Annotated in this window: 17 protein-coding genes; 9 read left to right on the forward strand and 8 right to left on the reverse strand. The window is 75.5% G+C overall.

From position 1 onward, the window contains the following. Nucleotides 1-622, forward strand: a 622-nt coding sequence (locus tag G6556_RS07575) for an alpha/beta fold hydrolase (RefSeq protein WP_166940026.1), incomplete at its 5' end; no start/stop codon positions are given. A gap of 109 nt (nt 623-731) precedes the next feature. On the opposite strand, the gene G6556_RS07580 is transcribed toward G6556_RS07575, so the two are convergent. Further along, nucleotides 732-1,361: a helix-turn-helix domain-containing protein gene (locus tag G6556_RS07580; protein WP_346774774.1), complete on the reverse strand. Its 630-nt coding sequence runs from the start codon at nt 1,359-1,361 to the stop codon at nt 732-734. 117 nt (nt 1,362-1,478) lie between these two features. Between G6556_RS07580 and G6556_RS07585 the strand changes: the two genes are divergently transcribed. Both G6556_RS07585 and G6556_RS19430 read left to right on the forward strand, forming a co-directional pair. After that, complete coding sequence (locus G6556_RS07585) at nt 1,479-2,567, forward strand: ABC transporter permease (RefSeq protein WP_166940054.1); 1,089 nt, start codon at nt 1,479-1,481, stop codon at nt 2,565-2,567. 5 nt (nt 2,568-2,572) lie between these two features. Further along, nucleotides 2,573-4,369: an ATP-binding cassette domain-containing protein gene (locus G6556_RS19430; RefSeq protein ID WP_346774775.1), complete on the forward strand. Its 1,797-nt coding sequence runs from the start codon at nt 2,573-2,575 to the stop codon at nt 4,367-4,369. Between the two features lie 83 nt (nt 4,370-4,452). Here G6556_RS19430 and G6556_RS07595 read toward each other — a convergent pair whose 3' ends face one another. Continuing rightward, nucleotides 4,453-5,214, reverse strand: coding sequence for an ATP-binding cassette domain-containing protein (locus tag G6556_RS07595; protein WP_166940031.1), 762 nt, complete (start codon nt 5,212-5,214; stop codon nt 4,453-4,455). A 150-nt stretch (nt 5,215-5,364) separates the two neighbouring features. After that, on the reverse strand, nt 5,365-6,822 hold the full coding sequence (locus tag G6556_RS07600; protein ID WP_166940033.1) for a sugar porter family MFS transporter: 1,458 nt from the start codon (nt 6,820-6,822) through the stop codon (nt 5,365-5,367). A 262-nt stretch (nt 6,823-7,084) separates the two neighbouring features. Here G6556_RS07600 and G6556_RS07605 point away from each other — a divergent pair, with 262 nt between their 5' ends. The 4 genes from G6556_RS07605 to G6556_RS07620 all read left to right on the forward strand — a co-directional run bounded on the left by G6556_RS07605 (nt 7,085) and on the right by G6556_RS07620 (nt 10,256). Continuing rightward, nucleotides 7,085-7,690, forward strand: a complete 606-nt coding sequence (locus G6556_RS07605) for a hypothetical protein (RefSeq protein WP_166940056.1) — start codon at nt 7,085-7,087, stop codon at nt 7,688-7,690. A gap of 353 nt (nt 7,691-8,043) precedes the next feature. After that, nucleotides 8,044-8,664 carry a DUF47 family protein gene (locus tag G6556_RS07610; protein WP_166940035.1) on the forward strand — a complete coding sequence of 207 codons (621 nt, stop codon included), beginning with the start codon at nt 8,044-8,046 and terminating at the stop codon, nt 8,662-8,664. Nucleotides 8,665-8,670: 6 nt separating this feature from the next. Further along, nucleotides 8,671-9,675 (forward strand): inorganic phosphate transporter, encoded by a 1,005-nt coding sequence (locus tag G6556_RS07615; RefSeq protein ID WP_166940037.1) that lies wholly within the window; start codon nt 8,671-8,673, stop codon nt 9,673-9,675. A gap of 89 nt (nt 9,676-9,764) precedes the next feature. Then, complete coding sequence (locus tag G6556_RS07620; protein ID WP_166940038.1) at nt 9,765-10,256, forward strand: septum formation family protein; 492 nt, start codon at nt 9,765-9,767, stop codon at nt 10,254-10,256. Nucleotides 10,257-10,341: 85 nt separating this feature from the next. On the opposite strand, the gene G6556_RS07625 is transcribed toward G6556_RS07620, so the two are convergent. Together G6556_RS07625 and G6556_RS07630 are read right to left on the reverse strand one after the other, a co-directional pair. After that, nucleotides 10,342-11,331 carry an NUDIX hydrolase gene (locus tag G6556_RS07625; RefSeq protein ID WP_166940040.1) on the reverse strand — a complete coding sequence of 330 codons (990 nt, stop codon included), beginning with the start codon at nt 11,329-11,331 and terminating at the stop codon, nt 10,342-10,344. After that, a complete protein-coding gene (locus G6556_RS07630; protein ID WP_166940042.1) occupies nt 11,328-13,541 on the reverse strand; it encodes an RNA degradosome polyphosphate kinase in 2,214 nt (737 codons plus the stop codon). Before G6556_RS07630 ends, G6556_RS07625 begins: the two co-directional genes overlap by 4 nt. 544 nt (nt 13,542-14,085) lie before the next feature. Between G6556_RS07630 and G6556_RS07635 the strand changes: the two genes are divergently transcribed. Then, nucleotides 14,086-15,348, forward strand: coding sequence for a D-alanyl-D-alanine carboxypeptidase family protein (locus tag G6556_RS07635; protein ID WP_166940044.1), 1,263 nt, complete (start codon nt 14,086-14,088; stop codon nt 15,346-15,348). Between the two features lie 95 nt (nt 15,349-15,443). On the opposite strand, the gene G6556_RS07640 is transcribed toward G6556_RS07635, so the two are convergent. Beyond that, nucleotides 15,444-15,653 carry a DUF2180 family protein gene (locus G6556_RS07640; protein WP_166940046.1) on the reverse strand — a complete coding sequence of 70 codons (210 nt, stop codon included), beginning with the start codon at nt 15,651-15,653 and terminating at the stop codon, nt 15,444-15,446. 119 nt (nt 15,654-15,772) lie between these two features. After that, the gene (gene mshD / locus G6556_RS07645) at nt 15,773-16,672 is read right to left on the reverse strand and encodes a mycothiol synthase (protein ID WP_166940048.1); all 900 of its coding nucleotides are present in this window, start codon (nt 16,670-16,672) and stop codon (nt 15,773-15,775) included. Between the two features lie 173 nt (nt 16,673-16,845). On the opposite strand from mshD, the gene G6556_RS07650 reads away from it, so the two are divergent. Continuing rightward, the gene (locus tag G6556_RS07650; RefSeq protein ID WP_166940050.1) at nt 16,846-18,108 is read left to right on the forward strand and encodes an NAD(P)-binding domain-containing protein; all 1,263 of its coding nucleotides are present in this window, start codon (nt 16,846-16,848) and stop codon (nt 18,106-18,108) included. 99 nt (nt 18,109-18,207) lie between these two features. On the opposite strand, the gene G6556_RS07655 is transcribed toward G6556_RS07650, so the two are convergent. Then, the coding region (locus G6556_RS07655) for an MFS transporter (protein ID WP_166940052.1) at nt 18,208-19,413 on the reverse strand (1,206 nt) is incomplete at its 5' end.

A 19,413-nucleotide genomic window follows, 5' to 3' on the forward strand; every position in this document is an offset into this window, starting at 1 on the left:
CCCGGTGGCCGCCGACCTCGCGCGCGACCACCGGGTGCTGTCCCCGGACGCGCGCGGGCACGGGCGCTCGCCGCGGGGGACCGGGCCGCTGACGATCGCGCGGATGGCGGACGACGCGGCGGCGGTGCTGGCGGGGGCCGGGGCGCCGGCCGGGGAGCCGGTGGGGACGGCCGACGTCGTCGGGTACTCCGACGGTGGCAACGTCGGCCTCATGCTCGCGCTGCGGCACCCGGCGGCCGTGCGGTCGCTGGTCGTCTACGGCGCCAACGTCGACCCCGGCGGCCTGACGCCCCGCACCCGCGCCGAGGTCACCGCGACGTGGGTCGGGCAGCGCGTCCGCGGGCTCGTCGACCCGGCGGCCCGGGCGCGGGCCGACGTGACCGACCTGATGGTCCGGCAGCCGCGCATCCCGCTGCGGGCGCTCGCGCGCGTCCGGGTGCCGGTGCTGGTGGCCGCCGGCGAGCACGACGTGATCCGGCGGGCGCACACCGAGGCCGTCGCGGCGGCGCTGCCGGCGGGGGAGCTGATGATCGTGCCGGGGGCGGACCACGGGCTGCCGCTGGCGGACCCCGCGGCGTTCGCGGGGCTGGTGCGGGAGTTCTGGGAGGCGCACGGCGCCTGACCCGCGCTCGCGGCGCGCCGCGAGCCGAGGTGGAACAGGGTGGAGCGTTCTGCCCGACACGCGCGGCGTGTCCGGGCGGAACGCTCCACCCGACGGGGTGGGCGCCTCGTCAGCGGACCGCGAGCGCCGCCAGGAGGTCCGCCACCTCGACCGGGCGCCCGGGCAGCGGGTCGCCGCCCGGGCGGAGCGCGGCCCGGAGCAGGGGGGCGCGCCGCTCGAGCAGCGCCGCGTTCAGCGCGTCCGGGAGCCCGGGCAGCGGCCGCAGCGCGGAGGCGAACGTCAGCAGGATCTCCGGGACCCCGATGTCCCCGCGGACCAGGCCGAGCGCCTGGGCGGTGCGGACGACCTCGTTCGCCGCGCCGGCGGTGGCCGCGCGGCGGTCGACGAGCTCCGGCGTGAACACGTCCGCGTCCCGGGCGCGCGGCACGAGCACGGGCAGCAGCAGCGGCAGGCCGGAGTCGAGGAACCCGGTGAGGAACTGCTCCCACGCGGCGTGCGGGTCGTCCCCGGCGAGCCCGGTCCGCGCGGCGTCGAGCAGGCCGCCGACGTGGGTGAGCCGGTCCGCGACGACGGCCCGCACCAGGGCGGACCGGTCGGGGAAGTGCCGGTAGACGGTGCCCACCCCGACACCGGCCGCGCGCGCGACCGCCTCCATCGGCTCGTCGAGGCCGCGGGCCGTGTACAGGGCGCGGGCGGCGTCGAGCACCCGCTGCCGGTTCCGTGCCGCGTCCGCTCTCACCGGCTCAGGATAGGGGTCCATAACCGGAACCGGACGTTCCGGTTCGGTGCTACGGTGGGTCGTAGCCGGGCGCCGTCGGAGACGCCCCGACGCCGGGAGGCGAGCGCCGTGCGCGCCATGATCCTCAAGGAGTTCCGCGAGCTGCGCCGGGACCGCCGGACGGTCGCGATGCTGGTCGTCCTGCCGCTGCTGCTGCTGACGATCTTCGGCTTCGCCGCCAACTTCACCGTCGACAGCCTCACCACGCTGGTGGTCGGGCCGGGCGCGCAGGAGGCGGCGGACCGGATCGCGGCGTCCCCGGCGGGCGGGACGCTGGACGTCCGCGACGTCGAGCCCGCGGACGACCGGGCCGAAGCCGTCGAGGCGCTCGCCGCGAACCGGTACGACGTGGCTGTCGTCGCGGCGGACGGCGCGGTGCCCGAGGTGCTCGTCGACGGCACCAACCTGTTCGCCGCGCAGGCCGCGAACGTGGTGGTCGCGCGGCTCGGCGACGCGGTGCACGCCGAGATCCTGTTCAACCCGGACCTGGAGACGTCCTGGGTGATGGTCCCCGCGCTGATCGGCCTGATCCTCACGTTCATCGGCACGATCATCACCAGCATCGGCCTCGTGAAGGAGCGCGCGGCCGGCACGCTCGAGCAGCTCGCGGTGATGCCGCTGCGGCCGATCGACGTCATCGTCGGCAAGATCGCGCCGTACTTCCTGCTCGCCGCGCTCGACCTCGTCGTGGTGACCGTGCTGGGCATGCTGATCTTCGGGGTGCCGTTCACCGGGAACGTCGCCCTGTTCGCGCTGGCCGGGGCGATCTTCCTGTTCGTGGTGCTGGGCATCGGGGTGTTCATCTCGACGGTGTCGCAGAACGCCGGGCAGGCGATCCAGGCCGCGATCCTGGTGCTGCTCCCGCAGATCCTGCTGTCCGGGATCATCTTCCCGCTCGACGCCATGCCGATCGGGGTGCGGTGGATCGGGTACTGCCTGCCGCTGACCTACTTCACGCAGGTGTCCCAGGGCGTGATGCTGCGCGGCGCCGGGATCGACGCGCTGTGGCTGCCCGTCGTCGTGCTCGCGGGCATGGCGGTGCTGGTGTTCGGGGCGGCGGTCTGGCGGTTCCGGGCGTCGATCACACCGCGCCGGCCGCGCGGGGCCGCCCTCGCCGCGCCGGCGACCGCCGCCGCGCCGGCCGCGCCCGCCGGGGCCGGGCGGTGACCGCCGTGACGGCCCCGCCCGGGTGGGGCGTCGCCGGGGTGACGGTGCGGCGCGGCGGGCGGACGGTGCTCGACGCGGTGACCCTGCCGGTCCCGGCGGGCCGGATCACCGCGGTCGTCGGCGGCGACGGCGCCGGCAAGACGACCCTGGCCCGCCTCCTGGTCGGGCGGGAGGTCCCCGACGCGGGCGAGGTGCGGCGGGCCGACCCGCGGCGCACCGGGTTCCTGCCCGCGACGTCCGGGGTCTGGGGCGACCTGAGCGTGGCGGAGAACGTCGACCTGGTGGCGCGGGCCTACGGGCTGGCCGCCGGCACCGCCCGGGACCGCGCGGACCGGCTGCTCACCGCCGCGGGCCTGGCCGACGTCCCGCACCGCCTCGGCCGGGAGCTCTCCGGCGGCATGCGGCAGAAGCTCGGCCTCTGCCTGGCGCTGCTGCCCGACCCCGAGCTGGTCGTCCTCGACGAGCCGTCCACCGGCGTCGACCCCGTCAGCCGGGTCGGGCTGTGGCGGCTGCTGTCCGCCGCGGCGGCCGGCGGCACGGCGGTGCTGCTCACGACGACGTACCTGGACGAGGCCGAGCGGGCGGCGACCGTGCTCGTGCTCGACGCCGGGACGGGGGTCTACCGCGGCGACCCGGCCGAGGCGGCGTCCCGGGTGCGGGGGTCGGTCGCGGTGCACCGGCTGGGCGAGCCGGACGCGGGGGCGGTGCCGCTCGCGCGGTGGCGGCGCGGGGACGCCGTGCACGCGCTGCTCGGGCCGGGGGAGGGCGCCCCGCCGGCCGACCTCGAGGACGCCGTGATCGCCCTGACGCTGGAGCGCCGCGCCGCGCGGTCGGGCGCGTCCGAGGTCGCGCGGCCCGCCCCGCCCAGTCGGCACCGAGTGACTACGCGACGCGTCGAGGGGGTATCCGCCGGCTACTCGCTCGACGTGTCGGGTACTCGCTCGACGAGCAGCGGCGCCGTCGAGGCCGTGGGCGTGGTCACCGCGTTCGGCGGCTTCCGCGCGGTCGACGACGTCTCGCTCACCGTCCGTCCGGGTCAGGTGCTGGGCCTGCTCGGGGCGAACGGCGCGGGCAAGACGACGCTGATCCGGACGGTCCTCGGCCTGCTGGCGCCGACCTCGGGCGTCGTCCGGGTGCTCGGCGGCGCGCCGTCGCGGGACACCCGGCGGCGGATCGGCTACGTCCCGCAGGGGCTGGGGCTGGCGGCGGACCTGACAGTGGCCGAGAACCTGGCGTTCGTGGCGGCGGCGTACGGCCTGGACGCCGTGCCGGAGCCGCCGGCCGACCTCGCCGCGCAGCGGGACCGCCTGGTCGGCGCGCTCGGGCTGGGGCTGCAGCGCCGGCTCGCGTTCGCCGCCGCGCTGTCGCACGCGCCGGAGCTGCTGGTGCTGGACGAGCCGACGTCGGGTGTCGACCCGCTGGCCCGGGCGGCGCTGTGGGACACGGTGCACGAGCAGGCCGAGTCGGGCGTCGCGGTGCTGGTGACCACGCACTACATGCAGGAGGCCGAGCAGTGCGACGCGCTCGTGCTGATGGCCCGCGGCCGCCGGGTCGCCGCCGGGTCGCTCGCCGACGTGCTGGACGGCACGACCGCCGTCGAGGTCGCGACGCCCGACTGGCAGGCGGCGTTCGGGGCGCTCGGCGCCGCCGGGTTCCCGGTGACGGTGGCGGGGCGGGCCGTGCGCGTGGCCGGGGCCGACCCGGCGGACGTGGCGCGGGCGCTCGCCGCCGCGGGGGTGCGGGGCGACGCCCGGCCGGTGCCGGCCCGCCTCGAGGAGGTGCTGACGCTCGGCTCGCGCTGAGCGAGGACGCCCGGGTGGAGCGTTCGGCCCGACACGCCCGGCGTGTCCGGGCACGGCGCTCCACCGAGCCCCACGCAGCCCCGTCAGCGGAACGCGCCGACGGCCTCCGGGTAAGCCTCGGCGAGCTCGCGCGTCTCGGCAGCCTGCGGGTCGGACAGCAGCGACCGCATCGTGCCCGTCTCGACGATCCGGCCCTCGCCCAGCACGTGCACGGTGTCGGCGAGCCGGTCGACCAGCCGCAGGTCGTGCGAGACGACGAGCAGCCCGACGCCGGTCGCGGCGATCTCGGCGACCTGGTCGGCGACGGCCTCGCGCAGCGCGGGGTCGAGGGCGGTGGCGGGCTCGTCGAGCACGAGGATCTCGGGGCGGGTCGCCAGGGCGTCGGCGAGCGCGAGGCGCTGCTTCTCGCCGCCGGACAGCGAGTGCAGGGTGCGACCGAGGAACCGGGGCTCGAGGCCGACCCGGGCCAGCACGTCCTCGGGCTGCAGGCCGGTGGCCCGGCCGGCCTTGCGGGAGTCGTTGAGCGTGGACTCGAGGACCTTCGCCACGGAGGTGCGGCTGTCGACGCCGACCAGGCCCTCCTGGTGCACGGCGCGGACCGTCGAGCGGAACGCCTTGGTCTCCTTGCGGGACATCTTGGTGACCGGGCGGGCGCCGTAGGTGGCGCGGCCCTGCGTCGGCTTGTGCCGCCCGAGCAGCACCTGGACCAGCGTCGACTTGCCGGCACCGGAGCGGCCGATCAGGCCGACGGTCTCGCCCGGGGCGACGGACAGGCTCGCGCCCTGGAGCACGGCGGCGCCGCCGTAGCCGGCCCAGACGTCGTGCGCGGCGAGGGCGGCGCTCATCGGGTCACCCCCGGCGCGGCGTCGGTCCGGTCGGCGTGGTCGTGCGGCGTACCCACAGCGTGTCCCTTCGAGCGATGACGGCCGTCGTGAGAACGGCCGAGCCCCCCGCGAAGTTTCCGCGAGGGGCTCGGCCGCTGGCAAACGTGCGCGTCAGGCGCGCGCCTCCCGGCGCCGGGCCGGGGGCAGGTTCTCCATGTCCTCGAGCTCGACGCCCTTGGTCTCCGGCACCTTGCCGAGCACGAAGAAGAACGACAGGGCCGCGAAGATCGCGTACATCAGGTACGGCCCGGTGGCGCCGAACTGGTCGAGCAGCGGCGGGAACGTCACGGTGATGACGAAATTCGCGATCCACTGCGCGGCGGCCGCGACGCCGAGCGCGGCGGCGCGGATCCGGTTCGGGAACATCTCGCCCAGCAGCACCCAGACCAGCGGGCCCCAGGACGCGCCGAAGAACACCACGAACGCGTTCGCGGCGACGAGCGCGACCGGGCCCCACGGCGACGGCAGCGACACGTCCTCGCCGGACCCGGACGCCTGGGTGAACGCCAGCGCCATGACCGCGAGCGAGATCGTCATGCCCGCGGAGCCGGTGAGCAGGATCGGGCGGCGGCCGACCTTGTCGATGAGGGCGATCGCGATGAACGTCACGGCCACGTTCGTGACCGACGTGATCGTGGAGACCAGGAAGGACTGGCTCTCGTCGAACCCGACCGCCTGCCAGAGCGTCGTCGAGTAGTAGAAGATCACGTTGATGCCGACGAACTGCTGGAAGACCGACAGCAGGATGCCGACCCACACCACCGGCAGCAGGCCGAACCGCGGGCCGCGCAGGGTGGCCTGCTCCTCGAGCGCCTTGTCCTTCTCGATCGTCTTCTCGATCTGCGCGACGCGCTCGCGGGCGTCCTCGTCCGGGCCGAGCACGCTCTCCAGGACGGCGACCGCCTCGTCGCGGCGGCCCTTGGCGACCAGGTAGCGCGGCGACTCGGGGATGCGCAGCGCGAGGATGCCGTAGACGGCGGCGGGCACGACGGCGACCAGGAACATCCAGCGCCAGGCCTCCCAGCCCAGCCACAGCTCCTCGGACGCGCCGCCCGCGGCCTCCTGCAGCAGCTGGTCGGAGAGCAGGGCGGCGAAGATGCCGAGCGTGATCGCGAGCTGCTGCAGCGAGCCCAGCCGGCCGCGCAGCGCCGCGGGGGCGATCTCGGCGATGTAGGCGGGGGCGATCACCGAGGCGATGCCGATGCCGACGCCGGCGAGGACGCGCCAGATGATGAGGTCCCAGACGCTGAACGCGATCGCGGACAGGATCGAGGACACGAAGAACAGCACGGAGCCCAGCACCATCACCCGGGTGCGGCCCCAGTGGTCGGCCAGCCGGCCGCCCGCCCAGGCGCCCACCGCGCAGCCGAGCAGGGCGACGGCGACGGCGAACCCGGTCAGCGTCGCGCCCAGGTCGAACTCGCCCTGGATCGCGTCGACGGCGCCGTTGATCACCGACGAGTCGAACCCGAACAGGAACCCGCCGACCGCGGCGGCGACGGCGAGGCCGATCGCCTTGTTGTGCGACGGGTGCCTCCCCGTCGAGGGTCGGGCACTGCCTTCGGCCATGACGTCTTCTCCTTGCTCCGCTCGTCCTGCGAAGAACCACCTGGGCCGGAGCACGTCGTCGGGCGCCGGTCGAGGCGTTCTCACCTTTCACCCGCGCAGCACATCCCGCACCCGGAAGGCCGGGCGGAGACGCGCGGCGGGAACCGTAACCCACGGCGGCGGCGGTGCGCGCGCCGGGCGGACCGGCCGCGACGCGTGGCGCGATCCGGCGGACAATCGAGGCGTGACGTCCCACGACCGCCCGCGGTTCCGCCGCCCCGCCATGCTCGACCCCCGCGACGCCGACCAGCTGCCCGGTGACATGGACCCCGCCCTGCGGTCGCAGGTCGCCCACACCACGGCGTCGGCGATCGTGCACCGGGGGCGCGCCGAGGGCGAGGAGGACCCGGCGCTCGTCGAGCGGCTCGTGCGCCTGGTGGAGACCGAGGGGCTCGACGTCGTCGCCGCGCTCTGGTCGGACAGCCCGGCGACGACCCTGCCCGGCACCCTCTGGCGGCTCTACGTGCTGCGCGAGTGGGTGCGCCGCGACCCGGCGACGCTCGCCGACCGGTACCGCCTCGGGCTGGACGCGGCGCCGGTGCACCACGTCGTCGTCGGCGTCGTCAGCCCGCCCGGGCCCGAGGAGCTGCGCGTGCTGCTGGACGCCGTGCTGTCCGGCGTCTGGACCGGGGACCTCGCCGTCACCCTGGAGCGGGGCGCGGCGTTCTGCCGGGTGCTCGCGACCGGTGCGGCCTTCGACGCCGACCACCTCGACCTCACCGGCGACGACGCGTCGGCCCGGCTCACCCGCAGCGCGGGGTCTCTGGTCCGGACCGCCGAGGAGCTCGAGCAGGCGGCGCACCTGTGGCGATCCGGCTCGCTCGAGTGAGCACCCGGCGACCGTGTTCCCGCCCGGGCCGTGGCGATGCTCACCCCGCCCCGCCCAGGACGTGACGGGTGCCGGCGCGTAAACTCGAACCCGACGCCGGGCCGCGGTAGCCCCGGGCTCCAACTCAAGCCGCTCCGAGCGGCCGCGCGCCGAGAGGCGCTTCCCGGTCCGGCGTCGTCACCTCCTCCGCCCGGCCCCGCGCGCTTGACTTCCGTCCCACGGGCGCGCCGGGCGGACGTGCGTCACGCTGAGGATGCTGTGCGTTCACCCTGGGTTCACGTGCGGGGTTGTGAGTTCACCCCGCGGCTGCCCTAGCCTGTGCCTGACCAAGCCCATCTCCTGCGGAGCCTCTCGTGCGCCTGCGCCTCACCCCGCGCGACACCTCGTTCTTCGACCTCCTGGCCGCGTCGGCGGCGCACCTGGTCACCGGAGCCAACCTGCTGGCCGAGCTGCTCGGCGCGGACCGCCCGACCCGCAAGGTGCTCGCCAAGCAGATGAGCGACGCCGAGCACCTCGCCGACGAGGCGACCCACCAGATCATGCGGCGGCTGAACCAGACGTTCGTCACCCCGTTCGACCGGGACGACATCTACGGCCTCGCGTCCGCGCTGGACGACTGCATGGACTTCATGGAGGAGGCCGCCGACCTCATCGTCCTGTACAAGATCGACGAGCTGCCCGCGCGGGTCGCCGACCAGGTGCAGGTCCTGCAGCGCTCGGCCGAGCTCACCGCCGAGGCGATGCCCCGGCTGCGCTCGATGGAGAACCTCGCCGAGTACTGGGTCGAGGTCAACCGGCTCGAGAACCAGGCCGACAAGTCGCACCGCAAGCTGCTCGCGCAGATGTTCGACGAGATCACCGACCCGATCCTCCTCATGAAGCTCAAGGAGGTCGTCGAGAAGCTCGAGGACGCCGCCGACGCCTTCGAGAAGGTCGCGAACATGGTCGAGACCATCGCGCTCAAGGAGTCCTGAGCCCCGGTGGAACTCGCGCTCGTCGTGGTCGTGGTCGCCCTGGCCCTCGGCTTCGACTACACCAACGGCTTCCACGACGCCGCCAACGCGATCGCCACCTCGGTGTCGACCCGCGCGCTGACGCCGCGGGCCGCGCTGCTCATGGCGGCGGTCATGAACTTCACCGGGGCCCTGCTCGGCACCGAGGTCGCGGAGACGATCGCGACGTCGATCGTCGACCTCAGCGACGCCTCGCCGCACCAGGCGCTCGTGGTCGTGCTCTGCGCGCTCGTGGGCGCGATCGTGTGGAACCTCATCACCTGGTGGCTGGGCCTGCCGTCCTCGTCGACGCACGCCCTCATCGGCGGCCTGGTCGGTGCCGGCCTCGCGGGCGGCCTGATGATCTACGGCTCCGCGATCGTCGACAAGGTCGTCCTGCCGATGGTCTTCTCGCCGCTCATCGGGTTCTTCCTGGCGTTCCTCGTGATGGTCGGCCTGCTGTGGCTGATCCGGAACGCGTCCCCGTCGCGGACGACCCGGCGGTTCCGGCTCGCGCAGACCGTCTCGGCCGCCGCGATGGCGCTCGGCCACGGCCTGCAGGACGCGCAGAAGACCATGGGCGTGATCTTCATGGCCCTGCTCACCGTCGGCTGGGCCAACCCGGACGAGGGCATCCCGCTGTGGGTCAAGCTCGCGGCGGCCACGGCGATCTCGCTGGGCACCTACTCCGGCGGCTGGCGCATCATGCGGACCCTGGGCCGCAAGATCATCGAGCTCGACCCCGCCCGCGGGTTCGTCGCCGAGTCCGTCTCCGCCGTGGTGCTCTACGTCAACGCGTTCGCGCTGCACGCCCCGGTGTCGACCACCCACACGATCACCTCCGCGATCATGGGCGTCGGCGCGACCAAGCGGCTGTCGGCGGTCCGCTGGGGCGTGGCGAAGAACATCGGCGTGGCCTGGGTGCTGACCATCCCGGCCGCGGCGGCGGTCGCGGCGGTCGTGTACTTCGCGCTGAGCCCGTTCCTCAACTGAGCGCAGGCGGCGTCGGCCGCGCGGGCCCGGACGTCCCCGAACGGGGACGAACTGGACATCTGCCCTGCACAGACGCTTCACTCGACCCCATGACTGCGAAGAACCTGACCGTGCGCTGGATGTCCGCTGTGTCCCTGGCAGCCGCCGCCGCGCTCGCCCTGTCGGCCTGCGGCGCGGGCGAGGCCCAGCGCGACCAGGCGTCCGGCGAGATCACCGCCGCGGCCGAGGCGAACGTGTTCTCGGTCCAGGTGGGCGACTGCCTCAACCTCGCCGACATGGCGTCGGCGACCGAGGTCGAGTCGCTGCCCACGGTGCCGTGCGCCGACGAGCACGACGGCGAGGTCTACGCCGAGACGACCCTCGAGGGCGACGAGTACCCGGCCGACATCGACACCCAGGCCGACGAGTTCTGCTACGGCGAGTTCCCGACGTTCGTCGGCAAGGACTACGAGACGTCGACCCTCGACTACGGCCCGCTCACCCCGAGCACGGTGTCGTGGGACCAGGGCGACCGGGTCGTGCAGTGCATCCTCATGTCCGCCGAGCCGGTCACCGGCTCGCTCGAGGGTGCCGCCGTCTGAGGCCACGCCCGCGCGACGACCGACGGCGCGCCGCCCCTCGCCGGGGTGGCGCGCCGTCGTCGTGCGGGGGGTGCCGAGCCGGGCGTCAGCTGCCGAGCGGGGTGTGCAGCTCGACGTCCTCGACGCGCACCTCGTCCGCGGTCCCCTCGGCATCGGTGCGCACGACGTGGCACACGAGCACCTGCCCGGGGCGCAGGTACGGGTTCTCGGCCGGCAGCCGGTCCCGGACCGCCACGGGGGCGTGCGCGCGGACGACGTCGAGCACCGTCGGCAGCACCGGCCGGTGCGTGCACAGCGCGAGGTCCGACCGGGTCCGCAGCACCGCCGCGACCGTGTCGGCGGTCTTCTCCGGGGAGTCGGCGTGCTCGGCCTCGGTGAGCGGCTCGCGGCGGTCGGGGGTCAGCCCGGCCGCCGTCGCGTAGGGCTCGACCGTCGCGCAGCAGCGCAGCCACGGGCTGGTGACCACGTCGGCGACGCCGTAGGCGGACAGCACGGGCACCAGGGCCCCGGCCTGCAGCCGGCCGACGTCGGTGAGCGGGCGGGTGCCCTCCTCGCCCTTCCACGACGACCGGCTCTTGGCCCGGCCGTGCCGGACGACCAGCACCGCGCGGGTGTCGAGCGTCCCCGCCTCGTGGGCGGCCACCAGGGCGTCGAGGGGGATGCGGTCGTCCTCCCGGGTCAGCCGCCTGCGCGCGACGTCCGCGTCCGCCCAGCGCACGGAGTCGATCTCGTCCCGCGACGCGTGCGCGGCCGGCGGGCGGGCGTGCACGGCGGGGCGGTCCCGGCGGCCGGCGACCTGGGCCGCCCAGTAGTGCACGCGCTTGCGCCGGCCGTCGGCGAGCTTGTACTCCAGCCCGGGCAGGGGGCGGCCGAGCACGATCTCGAGCCCCGCCTCCTCCTCCACCTCGCGGACCGCGGCGGTCGTGACGTGCTCCCCGGCCTCGAGCTTGCCCTTCGGCCAGGACCAGTCCTTGTACCGCGGGCGGTGCACCAGGACGACCTGCAGCCGCCCCTGGCGGACGCGCCAGACGAGGGCGCCCGCCGCCCGGACGAGCGCGGTCGGGCCGGCGCTCACCGGCCCGAGCCCAGGCGGCGGCGCTGGCGGTAGATCAGCGTCGACTGCAGGTCGCGCAGCGGTCCGTCGGCGCCCTGAGCGCGCCGGGTCCAGGAGCCGTCGGGGCCGAGGTGCCACGACGAGGTCTCGTCGGCCATCGACTCGTCGAGCAGGCCGACGAGCTCCGCGACCTGGTCCGGGTCGGACAGCCGGACCAGCGCCTCGACGCGGCGGTCGAGGTTGCGGTGCATGAGGTCGGCGGACCCGATGTAGACCTCCGGGCCGGGCAGCAGCGTCCCGCCCTCGCGGCCGATGTCGGCGACCTCCTCCGTGACCCCCGCGTCGGCGGCGAACGCGTAGACCCGGGAGTGCTCCAGGAACCGGCCGAGGATCGACCGTACGCGCACGGTCTCGGACAGCCCGGGGACGCCCGGCCGCAGCGCGCAGATGCCGCGGACGCAGAGATCGACCGGCACGCCCGCCTGCGAGGCCCGGTAGAGCGCGTCGATGGTCTCCTCGTCGACCATCGAGTTGACCTTGAGCTTGATCCACGACGGCCGGCCCTCGCGCGCGGCCTGCGCCTCGCGGTCGATCCGCTCGATCAGCCCCGAGCGCACCGAGCGGGGGGCCACCAGCAGCCGGTGGAACCGCGACTTGGGCGCGTAGCCGGACAGCTGGTTGAACAGCCGGGTGAGGTCCTGGCCGACGTCCGGGTCGCAGGTGAGCAGCCCCAGGTCGGTGTAGATCCGGGCCGTCTTCGGGTTGTAGTTGCCGGTGCCGACGTGGCAGTACCGGCGCAGGCCGTCGGACTCCTGGCGGACGACGAGCGACAGCTTGGCGTGCGTCTTGAGGCCGACGATGCCGTAGACCACGTGCACGCCGGCCTGCTCGAGCTTGCGGGCCCACTCGATGTTGGCCTGCTCGTCGAACCGCGCCTTGATCTCCACCAGCGCGAGCACCTGCTTGCCGGCCTCGGCCGCGTCGATCAGCGCGTCCACGATCGGGGAGTCGCCCGACGTCCGGTAGAGCGTCTGCTTGATCGCCAGCACCTTGGGGTCGGCCGCGGCCTGCTCCAGGAAGGTCTGCACCGACGTCGAGAACGAGTCGTACGGGTGGTGCAGCAGGATGTCCCGCGCGCGGATCGCGGCGAACACGTCCGTCGGGTTGGCGCTCTCGACCTCGGCGAGGAACCGGTGGGTCGTCGGCACGAACCGCGGGTACTGCAGGTCCGCCCGGTCCAGGTCGGCGATGAGGTTCAGGCCGGTGTGGTCCAGCGGCGCGGGCAGCTCGTAGACCTCGTCCTCCGCGACCCCGAGCTCGCGGACCAGCAGCGACCGGATGCGCGGGCTGATCGAGTCGGCGATCTCCAGCCGGACCGGCGGGCCGAACTTCCGGCGCAGCAGCTCCTTCTCCATCGCCTGGAGCAGGTTCTCGGCGTCGTCCTCCTCGACCTCCACGTCCTCGTTGCGGGTGACGCGGAAGGTGTGGTGCTCGCTGATCTCCATGCCGGGGAACAGCTGGTCCAGGTGCTGGGCGATCACGTCCTCGACGGGCACGAACGACATCGGGCCGCGGTCCGAGGCGGAGCCGGACGCGTCCGTCGGGCGGCCGCGCCAGTCGACGGCGATGTACCGGGGGAGCAGCGGCGGCACCTTGACCCGGGCGAAGTGCTCCTTGCCGGTCGACGGGTTCACCACGACGACCGCCAGGTTCAGCGACAGGCCGGAGATGTACGGGAACGGGTGCGCGGGGTCGACCGCCAGCGGGGTCAGCACCGGGAAGATCTGCTTGCGGAAGTACTTGCGCAGCCGGTCCTGCTCGGCCTCGCCCAGCTGCTCCCAGCGCACCAGCGTGATGCCCTGCGTCGCCAGCTCCGGCTGCACCTGGTCGGCGAACACCTGCGCGTGCCGGGCGGCGAGCTCGTGCGCGCGCTGGCTGATCGCCTCGAGGACCTGGCGCGGGCTGAGGCCGGAGGCCGCCGTGACGGCCAGGCCCGTCGCGATGCGGCGCTTCAGGCCGGCGACCCGGACCATGAAGAACTCGTCCAGGTTGGACGCGAAGATCGCGAGGTAGCGCACGCGCTCCAGCAGCGGCTGCGTCTCGTCCTCCGCGAGCTCCAGCACGCGCTGGTTGAACGCCAGCCAGCTGACCTCGCGGTCGAGGAACCGGTCGGCCGGGAGCGGGGCCTCGGACGCGGCCACGACCTCGCCCGCGCGGGCGCCGTCGCCCATCTCGATGTGCTCGGCGATGTGCGCGGCGAGCTCGGGGGCGAGCGTGCGGGGGCGGGGCGAGGTCGCGGGGGCTCCCGCGGCCTGGCCGTCGGCCTCGGGCTCGGCGGTCGCCGCGGCGCTGCGGGCCCGTGCCGCGGTGCTGCGCGTGCCCGCGGACCGGCTGCCCGTGCCCCGTCCGGAGGCGCGGCCCGTGCTCGTGCTCGTGCGCCCGGTGGCGGCCGTGGCGGCGGGCGCGGCGCGGCGGGTGCGCGGCTTGCGGGGCGTGCCGTCGGAGGGGGTGGCGTCGGTCATCCCCACATGGTGGCACCAGGAGGTGTCCGACGGGTGACCGAAGGGCGACCGGGTCGGTGGTGCCGTGCCGGTCGCTCGCTCACCGGACGACCGGTGCGCGAGCTCCTGCTACCGGCGCTCGGCGGCCGTGGTCGAGTCGTCCGGCCAGACGGCGGTGCGAGGCCATCCGGGTGAACCCTCGGGAACGGCCCACGAACCCGCACCACCCGGAGCACGCTGTGGCTCGTCGACCACGACCACAGGGGGCTCACCGATGTCATCGACCACCACCCGTCCACGTCTCGCAGCAGTGATCGGCGCGCTGACCGTCGCGCTCGCACTGCTCCTGACCATCGCCGGTCCGCCGACACCTGCCCAGGCCGCGGCCGGGACCTTCCGGCTCAAGGCGGGCGAGGAGCTCGCCGCGGGACAGAGCCTCGTCTCGCCCGACGGCCGACAGGTCCTGGCGATGCAGACCGACGGCAACCTCGTCCTGTACGGGCCCGACGGCTCGCGGTGGCAGACCGACACCGACGGTCGCGGAGGCGTGCGGCTCGCGATGCAGACGGACGGCAACCTCGTGATGTACGACGCCACGAACTACCCGATCTGGCACACGAACACGCGCGGGTCCGGGGCGGACCACCTCGACATGCAGTCCGACGGCAACGTCGTGCTGTACACCGCGAGCAACGCGGTGCCGTGGCAGACGAACACGCGCTACCAGCCGTCGAAGCTGCTCGCGCCGGCCGACCTGCGTGCCGGGGACGTCCTGAAGTCCCCGAGCGGGGCCTACACGCTGTCCATGCAGACCGACGGCAACCTCGTGCTGTACGGCCCCAGCGGCTGGACGTGGCAGACGAACACGGCCGGGTCCGGTGCGGTCCGCCTCGCCGTCCAGTCAGACGGCAACATGGTGCTGTACACGGCTTCGGACTACCCCGCCTGGATCGCCGGGACCCGGGGCTCCGGCCTGGTGGAGCTGCGGCTCCAGGACGACGGGAACCTGGTCGGCTACCGCGCGGACGGGTCGTGGGCCTGGCAGACGTACACGTACCCCGGCGGGCAGGCCCCCGGGACCCCCGCGCCCACGCCCGCGAACTGCGCGGCGGTCACCGGCCCGGTGCCGGCGTCGAGCACGACGGTCGCGAGCGGCATCCGGGTGCACGCCTGCCTCGCCGCCAACGTCGACCGGCTGCTGGCCGACGCGCGTGCCGCCGGCGTCGCCCTGAGCGGTTCGGGCTGGCGCGACCAGCAGACGCAGATCCAGCTGAGGATCAAGAACTGCGGCGGTAACACGACCTACAACATCTGGAGCAAGCCCTCCAGCCAGTGCAGCCCGCCCACGGCCATCCCCGGGCGTTCGATGCACGAACGAGGCCTCGCCATCGACTTCACGACGCCGAACAGCGGCGGGACCTACGTGTCCGTGCCCGCGGGCAGCGCCGCGTTCACGTGGCTGAAGAACAACGCGGCACGGTACGGGCTGAGCAACCTGCCCTCCGAGTCGTGGCACTGGAGCACCAACGGCAGCTGACGCGCCTCCGCTCGCCGGGCCGGTGGCGTCTCGCGCCTCCGCCCGGCGGGCGGACCGCTCGGCCCGTGCGCACATCCGCGCCGCCTCGCGGACGCTCAGCGGCCGCAGGGTGCCGCGCGGTGGCAGGTCGTGCAGTGCAGGGTGCGTCCGTCCGGCCGGACCGTCGGCGCGCCGACGGCGTTGCTGACCACGGTGGGCGACGCGCACTCGTGCGCGTGGGCCGCGCAGATCCCGGCGCCGCAGCCGCTGCAGAGCGCGACCGCGGGGGTCTGGGTGTTGGTCTTGATGTCGTCGTAGCAGAGCATGCGAGCCTCCGGTCACCGTTACTGGAATGGTTCCATTCTGGCCGGATGCTGCGCCGGGGAGCCGCGCTGTCCTCATCGTGGACAGGCGTCCCGGCGACCGCGGGACCCGCGCGCCTTGCTCAACCCACCCGGTAGACCACGTCCACGGCCGACCGCTCGAACCCCGCGGCCCGGTAGACCCGGATCGCCGGGGCGTTGTCGCCCTCGGTGTAGAGCACCACGCGCGGCACCCCGCGCTCCGCCAGGTGCGCGAGCATCCGGGCGGTCAGCGCCGGACCGAGCCGGCGGCCCTGCGCGGCGGGGTCGACGCCGAGGGCGTAGATCTCGCCCTCGGCCGGCTCGGCGACCTTGGTCCAGCCGAAGCCCAGCAGGGTCGAGCCCTCCTCGGCGAGCAGGAACCCCTCGGGGTCGAACCAGGGCTCGGCCTCCCGCGCCTCCAGGTCCGCGCGGGTCAGCCGGCCCTGCTCGGGGTGCTGTGCGAACGCCCGGGCGTTCACGGCGACCCAGGCGTCCTCGTCGCGGCCCGGCTCGAAGGGGCGGACGGTGACGCCGGCGGCCAGCGGAGCCGCGTCGGGGTCGGGGGTGACCAGGGGGTCGAGGGCCATCTGCCAGAGCTCGCGCACGACCGGCAGCCCCCGGGACGTCGCGAGGGCCCGGGCCGGCGCGACGTCGCCGTGCGCCCACACGGACACGGCGGCGCCGCCGCGCGCGCGGGTCGCGGCCAGGGCGGCGTCGAGCAGGGCGGTGCCGGTGCCCCGGCGGCGGGCGTCCGGGTGGACGACGACCTCGGCGGTGGCGAGCGCCGGGTCGCGGAGGTCGACCTGGGCGTAGCCGTCCGGGGCCGCGGGGTCGCCGGCCAGCAGGTGCACGACGTCCGGGCCCCCGCCGGTCAGCCAGAGCAGCGGCTGCTCGGACAGCGGGGCGACGCCGTCGTGCGCCTCCGCGGCGGCGGCGAGGTCGCGGACGGCGGTGGCGGTGGCGGCGGGCAGGACGCCGGCGCGGCTGGTGAGGTCGGGCACGGTCCCATCCCACCACCCGGGCGGTACGGGCGCCGAGTTCGCCGGTTCCGCCCCTGAGGCCCCTGCGCAACCGGCGACCTCGGGCGGAACCGGCGACCTCGGGCGCGACCGGCGAGCGCGCGGCCGATCGGCCGGCCGGGAACGACCGGCGGGGGCGCCGCGTTGCACCAGGCATGCCCGACGTGAACCCGACCCCCGCCTCGGCGGACGTCGTGGTCGTCGGCGCCGGGCAGGCCGGGCTCGCCGTGGCGGCGCACCTGGAGCGCTCGGGGTTCGTCCCGGCGGTGCCGACGGGCACCGGCCGATCCCGGTCCGACGGCCGCCCGACGTACGTGGTGCTGGACGCGGCCGCCGGGCCCGGGGGCGCGTGGCGCGAGCGGTGGCCCGGCCTGACGATGCGCACGGTCAACGGCGTGTACGAGCTGCCGGGCCGACCGCTGCCGACCTTCGACGCCGACGAGCCCGCCAGCCGCGCGCTCACCCGGTACTTCGGGTCGTACGAGCGCGACCTCGGTCTCGCCGTGCGCCGGCCGGTCGAGGTGCGCCGGGTCCGGGACGTCGGCGGCCCGCAGCGGCTGCTGGCCGTCGAGACCGAGGAGACCGAGCGCGTGCCCGTGGCGGCGCCGGACCCGGACGACGGCCTCGGCGGCGGCGTCGGCGCCTGCCGGGCCGAGGCCGCGACCGAGCGGCGCCGGGTCACCCGCACCTGGCACGCCCGCGCGCTGGTCAACGCCACCGGCACCTGGACGCGGCCGTTCTGGCCCACCTACCCCGGTGCGGCGTCGTTCGCCGGGATCCAGCGGCACACCCACGACTACCGGTCGCCCGAGGAGTTCGCCGGCCGTCGCGTCCTGGTCGTCGGCGGCGGCATCTCCGCGGTGCAGCACCTGCTGGCGATCCACCCCGTGGCGGCGTCGACCACCTGGGTCACGCGCCGGCCGCCGGACTGGCGGGACGCCGAGTTCAGCCCGGAGCTGGGGCGCGAGGCGGTGACGCGGGTCGACGAGCGCACCCGGGCCGGCCTGCCGCCGCAGAGCATCGTCGCGGCCACCGGCCTGCCGCTCACCGACGCGTACCGCGACGGCATCGCGCGCGGGGTGCTGGTGGCGCGGCCGATGTTCGCGCGGCTGGTCCCGGAGGGGGCGGAGTGGGACGAGGCCGCCGCCCGGGGGCCGCTCGCCGACGGCTGGGTCACCGGCCCCGAGCACGTCGAGGCGGACGCGGTGCTGTGGGCGACCGGGTTCCGCGCGGCGCTGGACCACCTGCGACCGCTCGGCCTGCGGGGGACCGGCGGCGGGATCGTCATGGACGGCACCCGCGTCGTCGCCGACCCGCGGGTGCAGCTGGTCGGGTACGGGCCGAGCGCCAGCACGGTGGGCGCGAACCGCGCCGGCCGTGCGGCGGTCCGCCAGGTCCGCCGCTACCTCGGCGTCTGATCCGCCCGGCGCGGTCCGTGTCCGCCGAGATGGCAACCCTCGGCTGCGCGCGGGGTCGCCGCGGCAGTCGAGAGCTGCCATCTCGGCGAGAGGGGGGCGTCAGGGGCGGCGCGGCGCGCCCCCGCGGCGGGCCGCCACGGCCAGCGCCGCGAGCAGGCCCAGGAGCGCCCCGGCCAGCAGCGCCATCGCCGTCGCCTGCGGCAGCGCCCGCGCCAGCAGCCCGAGCCCCATCGCCGGCAGGCTCAGCCCCAGATAGGCCACCAGGAACAGCCCCGCCAGCGTCTCGCCGCGCTGGTGCGGCGCCGCGAGCGCGGCCACCGTGCCCGACGCGGCCGCGAACAGCAGACCCGCGCCGGCGCCGGTGACCAGGCCCCCGAGCAGGAACACGTCGAGCCGCTCGGCGAGCATCCCGGTCGTCAGCACGACGAGCCCCGCGGCCTGCGCGGCGAGGCCGGCGCGGAGCCGGGTCGCGGGGCGCACCCGGGTGGTGGCCGCCTGCACCCCGGCGGCGGCGCCGAACACCACGAACACCACCAGCCCCGCGAGCAGCCGCGAGGTGTGGTGCAGCGTGCCGCCCACGAACCCGGGGGCGACCGACGTGAACACGCCGAACACCGCGAAGGACCCGAACGCCGCCGCGTACGCCAGGCGCTGCGCGGCGGGGTCCCCGCCCGCCCGGCGCGGGCGCTGCGGGCGGTACGCCGGGCGCGCGACGGGACGGCGCACGGTCTCGGGCGCGATCAGCACGCCGGCGACCCCGAGCAGCAGCAGCGCGGCGAAGACCAGGTACGGCAGCCGCAGCGGCGCGAGGCCGGTCTGCGCGAGCGCCCCCGCGGCGAGCGCCCCGGCACCGAGGCCGCCGATGTTCGCCACGACGGCGACGACCTGGGGCCGGTGCCCGGCGTCGCCGGGGCGGTGCGCGGCGTGCAGCTCGGCGAGGTGGGCGGTGGCCGTGGCGGTCAGCATCCCGACGCCGAGGCCGCTCACGAACCGGGCGACCAGCAGCGTCGCCAGCCCGGTCCCGGACAGGAACAGGGCGGCCGCGGCGAGCTCCAGGCCGAGCGCGGGGAGCAGCACCCGGCGGCGGCCGAGCCAGTCGGACACGTGCCCGGCCAGCACGAGCGCGAGCGCGACGCCGACCGCGTAGGCCGCGAACACGACGGTGACGGTGAACGTCGAGAACCCGTCGGCCGCCTGGTAGAGCGGGTAGAGCGGCGCGGGGACGGTCGAGAAGGCCATGGTCGCGAGGAAGGCCGCGGCGACCAGCCAGAAGCCGGCGCGATGCCGGGCGCGCGAGGCCGCGGG

Source organism: Cellulomonas sp. IC4_254 (assembly GCF_011603975.1).
In the GTDB taxonomy this organism is placed as follows: domain Bacteria; phylum Actinomycetota; class Actinomycetes; order Actinomycetales; family Cellulomonadaceae; genus Cellulomonas.

What these genes read in the sequence shown, in the direction of transcription:
- G6556_RS07585 (WP_166940054.1), top strand. Translation starts at nt 1,479, where the DNA reads ATGATCCTCAAGGAGTTCCGCGAGCTGCGCCGGGACCGCCGGACGGTC.
- G6556_RS07595 (WP_166940031.1), bottom strand. Translation starts at nt 5,214, where the DNA reads ATGAGCGCCGCCCTCGCCGCGCACGACGTCTGGGCCGGCTACGGCGGC.
- G6556_RS07600 (WP_166940033.1), bottom strand. Translation starts at nt 6,822, where the DNA reads ATGGCCGAAGGCAGTGCCCGACCCTCGACGGGGAGGCACCCGTCGCAC.
- G6556_RS07605 (WP_166940056.1), top strand. Translation starts at nt 7,085, where the DNA reads ATGCTCGACCCCCGCGACGCCGACCAGCTGCCCGGTGACATGGACCCC.
- G6556_RS07620 (WP_166940038.1), top strand. Translation starts at nt 9,765, where the DNA reads ATGACTGCGAAGAACCTGACCGTGCGCTGGATGTCCGCTGTGTCCCTG.
- G6556_RS07630 (WP_166940042.1), bottom strand. Translation starts at nt 13,541, where the DNA reads ATGGGCGACGGCGCCCGCGCGGGCGAGGTCGTGGCCGCGTCCGAGGCC.
- G6556_RS07635 (WP_166940044.1), top strand. Translation starts at nt 14,086, where the DNA reads ATGTCATCGACCACCACCCGTCCACGTCTCGCAGCAGTGATCGGCGCG.
- G6556_RS07640 (WP_166940046.1), bottom strand. Translation starts at nt 15,653, where the DNA reads ATGCTCTGCTACGACGACATCAAGACCAACACCCAGACCCCCGCGGTC.
- G6556_RS07650 (WP_166940050.1), top strand. Translation starts at nt 16,846, where the DNA reads ATGCCCGACGTGAACCCGACCCCCGCCTCGGCGGACGTCGTGGTCGTC.